The 4,556-nt window shown below is 74.2% G+C and carries 4 protein-coding genes and 1 pseudogene; all 5 read right to left on the bottom strand.

Features of this window, described 5'->3' with window-relative positions; all coding sequences use genetic code 11:
• On the bottom strand, positions 1-597 hold a 597-nt coding region (locus JNW87_RS35100), incomplete at its 3' end, for a hypothetical protein (protein ID WP_238455173.1).
• Positions 598-775: 178 nt separating this feature from the next.
• Positions 776-1,383 (bottom strand): annotated as a pseudogene (locus tag JNW87_RS35095) (GNAT family N-acetyltransferase).
• 88 nt (positions 1,384-1,471) lie between these two features.
• On the bottom strand, positions 1,472-2,785 hold the full coding sequence (gene glp / locus JNW87_RS35090; RefSeq protein ID WP_109799951.1) for a gephyrin-like molybdotransferase Glp: 1,314 nt from the start codon (positions 2,783-2,785) through the stop codon (positions 1,472-1,474).
• Positions 2,782-3,783: a UTP--glucose-1-phosphate uridylyltransferase gene (locus JNW87_RS35085; RefSeq protein WP_109799952.1), complete on the bottom strand. Its 1,002-nt coding sequence runs from the start codon at positions 3,781-3,783 to the stop codon at positions 2,782-2,784. The genes glp and JNW87_RS35085 overlap by 4 nt, the downstream gene beginning before the upstream one ends.
• A 9-nt stretch (positions 3,784-3,792) precedes the next feature.
• Positions 3,793-4,556, bottom strand: a 764-nt coding sequence (locus JNW87_RS35080) for a GGDEF domain-containing protein (RefSeq protein ID WP_238455172.1), incomplete at its 5' end; no start/stop codon positions are given.

Below are 4,556 nucleotides of genomic sequence, written 5' to 3'. Positions count from 1 at the left end.
CTGCTCGCGGCGCACCTCGGCCTGCCGGGCGGCCAGCCAGGCCGCCTCCCGGGCCTCCGCGCGCCGCCGCCGGCGCTCGGCGAGGGCGCGCTGCCGCAGGTGTACGACGTACGCCACCAGCAGCATCCCGGTGACCGAGACGCTGATCCAGAACCCGGGGCTGACCACGACCACGCCGATCAACTCGACGAAGTTGAGCAGCAGCAGCGCGGCGAGCACCCGGCGGCGACGGTAGATCGCCGGGGTGTGGTGGCGCCGCTTCGGCGGGTGCCGTCGGCGGGACCGGTTCGGGGCGGGCGGCACCGCGCGCAGCCGGTTCGGGCGACGCGGGCCGGGCGGCGCGGACACCGGGGCGGCCAGACTCCCGGTGTTCGGATCTTCACTGAGCGTGACAATCAGGGAGCGGGGCGGGCTGACCGGGCGCCGTCCCGGCACAGTGCGGCGCCGCCGGCGGCGCTGGAGCACCCGCGCCGTCGACTGCGCCCGCTCCGCCACCAGCCGCTCGGTGGCGTCGTACCGGCGGACCAGCGCCGGCGCGAGGGCGAGCAGGCCGGCGGCGGCGAGGACGGCGAGGAGCACCGAGGTCGGCACCCTCACCCCTCCCGTCACCGAGTTCGGAGCAACCGCCGCTCGGCCGCAGAATCTTCCCCGGATGGTTGTCCACGGCGCAGATCTTGCGGGCGGGCAGCGCTTGCCAAAGCTTGCAGTTACTTGAGGTTACGGGCCGCCGACCGGGTTGACCGTGCGCCGCGCCGGGCGTCGGGGGTGGGACCCTTCACCCCGCGCTGTCACGTACGCGGTGCCAGCGGGCCAGCAGCCCGCCCTCGGCGGCAACTTCCTCGTTGGTCATCGCGTATCCGATGTGGTCCCGCCAGGCGCCGTCGATGTGCATGTAGCGCACGTGGTAGGCCTCCTCGCGGAAGCCGAGTTTCTCCACCACCCGCCGGGACGCCGGTTCTCCGGCCGGATGTTCACCTCGACCCGGTGCAGTCCGCCCGGGCCGAACGCGTGGTCCACGGCGAGCGCCACCGCGGTGGGGATCACCCCGCGACCGGCCACTCGGGAGTCCACCCAGTAGCCGACGTACCCGGAGCAGAACGCCCGCCGGACGATGCTGCCGATGTTGAGGTGGCCGACCAACCGCTCCTTCCCCTGCTCGCGCAGGCAGACGGCGAACGGCATGCCGTCACCGGTACGAGCCGAGCGGCGCTGGTCGGCGTGGACGTAACGGAACGCGGCGGGCGAGTTCGACTCGTCCCAGCTCCCGGGCAGGTGCGACTCCCAAGGGGACAGCCAGGCCCGGTTGGCGCGGCGCACCTCCGACCAGGCGGCCGCGTCGGAGCGCCGGTACGGCCGCAGCACCACCGGACCGTCCACCAGCACCGCCGGCCAGCCGGGCGGCCGCTGGAACCAGCTCACCGAGCCTGCCTTCCGCGCACGGCTGCGGGGCTCGCGAGCTCACTCCTCGCGCTCACCGACGCCGGTCCAACAGGAGCACGTCCACAGTCGAGCCGGCGGCGGCGGTGGTGACCCGCTCACCGAGCACCAGCAGCCCGTTCGCCTCGGCGAGGCCGGAAAGGGTGAACGGTCCCCCGCTGAGCGGCTGCACCGTGTACCCGCCGCCGCGCCGCTCGGCCACATGCGCCGGGCGGAACTCGCGCAGCCCCACCGGGGAGGAGAGGGTCTCCAGCAGGTGCGCCCGGACGCTGGGCCGGAACACCGGCTCCGCGCCGGCCAGCAGCTGGATCGCCGGCCGGGCCAACACCTCGAAGCCGATCAGCGCCGCGCCGGGCTCCCCGGGAAGACACACCACCGGCACCTCCTCGGCGCCGACCGTACCGAATCCGAGGGCCGTTCCGGGATAGAGGGCGACGTCGGTGAAGGTCACCGGTCCGGCCCGACCGCCCTCCCGGCGGGACAGGATCCGGCGGACCATGTCGCCCGGGCCGGTGCCGGTGCCGCCGGTGGTGATGATCAGGTCGGCCCGCAGCGTCTGGTCCTCCAGCAGGCCGCGCAGCCCCTCCGGGTCGTCGTCGCAGATCCCCACCCGGTACGCCAGCGCGCCCGCCTCGGCGGCGGCGGCGGTCAGCGCGTGCGAGTTGGCGTCCACCACCTGGCCGGGCTGGCTGCCCCGGCCCACGTCGACCAGCTCGTCGCCGGTGGCCACGATGACCACCCGGGGGCTCGGCCGGACCACCACGTGCCCGATGCCGGTGGCGGCGAAGACGGCGACCAGCGCCGGCGAGACGTACGTGCCGGCGCGGGCGAGCAGTGTGCCGGCGGGCAGTTCCTCACCGGCGCGGCGGACGCCGTACCCCCGTTTGGGGGCGCGGAAGATCTCCACCGCGGCCATGCCCTGGTCGGTCCACTCCACCGGGACCACCACGTCCGCGGCGATGGGCAGCGGCGCCCCGGCGGCGACGGAGAAGCACGAGCCCGGGGTGAGCCGGACCGGCCGCCAGCTCGCCGCGCCGAGGTCGCCGACCACGTTCAGCCGGATGCTGCGCCCACCGGGCGTACCGGAGGGGGCCGGGACATATCCCGGCCCCCGGCTCCCTCCGGAGATGTCCTCCCAGCGCGCGGCGTACCCGTCCACCGCCGCCTGATCGAAGGCGGGGAACGAGTGCGGCGCGACGACGTCCTCGGCGAGGACATTGCCGTACGCCTGGGTGAGGTCGAGGTCGAGCGGAGGCAGCGCGCGTAACCTGCGCAGCACGCTGCCCAGGTAGTCGGCGAGCGGCGTCAACCCGTTCGCGGCCGCCTCGGCGTCGGCCGTCGCGGTCATGTATTGGGACCGCCCGACGCGTTGCGCACCCCGCTCAGGATCGCCGAGGTGACGGTCTCGTCGCCCTTGTTGACGAACTCGGCCAGCCACTTGCGGAACTCGGGGCCCAGGTCCTCCCGCTCGACGGCGATCTGGACCACGGTCTGCAGGTAGCCGAGCGGCATGCCGGTGTCGTAGCGGGTACCCCGGTAGACGATGGCGTGCACCGGCACCCCCTCGGTACGCAGCAGCTCCATCGCGTCGGTCAGCTGGATCTCGCCGCCGCTGCCCGGCTCGGTCCGACGGATCGCGTCGAAGATCTTCCCCGGCAGCACGTACCGGCCGAGGACGGCCAGGTTGCTCGGCGCGTCCTCCGGCTTCGGCTTCTCCACCATGCCGGTCACCTTGACGACCTCGCCGATGTCGGTCAGCTCGGCCTCCGCCGGCTCGACCGAGGCGATCCCGTACCGCTTGGTGTCGGCCGGGTCGACCTCGAAGAACGCCAGCACGACGCCGCCGGTGCGGGCCTGCAGCTCCAGCATGGCCGGCAGCAGCGGCTGGTCGAGCTTGACGAACTCGTCGCCGAGCAGCACCGCGAAGGGCTGGTCGCCGACGTGCGACTCGGCGTACCCGACGGCGTGGCCGAGGCCGAGCTGCTCGGGTTGGCGGCAGGTGTAGATCTCGGCCAGCTCGCTGGGGCGGCGTACGGCGGCGAGCGTCTTGGCGTCGCCCTTCTCCTCGAGCTTGGCCTCCAGGTCCGGGCGGCTGTCGAAATGGTCCACCATCGACGTCTTGCCCCGGCCGGTGATCAGCAGGACGTCGCCGATGCCGGCCTGGGTGGCCTCCTCGACGATGTACTGCAGCACCGGCCGGTCGACCACCGGCAGCAGCTCCTTCGGCACCGCCTTGGTGGCCGGCAGGAACCGGGTGGCCAGGCCGGCGGCCGGAATGACGGCCTTGACCGCGTGCGGACGACCGGTCGCGGCGGTCGTTGAGGGATTCGCTGAGTGCTCCGACATGTCGCGAGACTATCGGCCACGGCTCTGCCGCGGCGGGTGAGGACCGGAAGACGCGCCGCCCGGGGGCCCGGCCGCGGCGTCCACGGCACCGGCCCGGGGCAGTCCGTCTGGCGGGCTGACCGCCCCGGCCACCACCGGGATCTCCTGGGTGGGCGTCGGGTCCGGCGGCTGGGCCAGCCGGTAGCCGTCCCGGCCGGCGGCCTTGGCCGCGTACAGCGCGTCGTCCGCCGCGTCCAGCACCTGCTGGCCGGTGGCGGCGTGGTCGGGGTAGACGGCGATGCCGATGGAGACGGTCACCGGCACCAGCACCGGCTCGCCCGAGTGCCCGTCCACCGGGACCGGGCTGCCCCGGACCACCGCGCCGAGCCGCTCCGCGACGATGGCCGCGCCCCGGGCGTCGGTCTCCGGCAGCAGCACCACGAACTCCTCGCCGCCGTGCCGGAAGGCCAGGTCCACCTCGCGGATCTCCCCGCGTACCCGGCGGGCGAACTCCACCAGGACGGCGTCCCCGGCGGCGTGGCCCCAGGTGTCGTTGACGTCCTTGAACCGGTCCAGGTCCAGCGCCAGGACGCTGAGCATCCGGCCGAACCGGTTGGCCCGCTCCACCTCCCGGCGGATCGACTCGCGCAGGTAGCGGTAGTTCCACAGCCCGGTGAGCGGGTCGGTGAGCGACAGCGCCCATGGATGCCGGAGCTGGAATCCCAGCGCTGCGCTTCGTCCCCGTGCGACACGTTCGCCCAACGATCGCCGCAGCCGGGCACCAGACCTGCCTG

The sequence above is a fragment of the Micromonospora sp. ATA51 genome, from assembly GCF_016802855.1.
GTDB lineage: Bacteria > Actinomycetota > Actinomycetes > Mycobacteriales > Micromonosporaceae > Micromonospora > Micromonospora sicca.
This window is presented reverse-complemented; position numbering and strand designations above follow the sequence as displayed.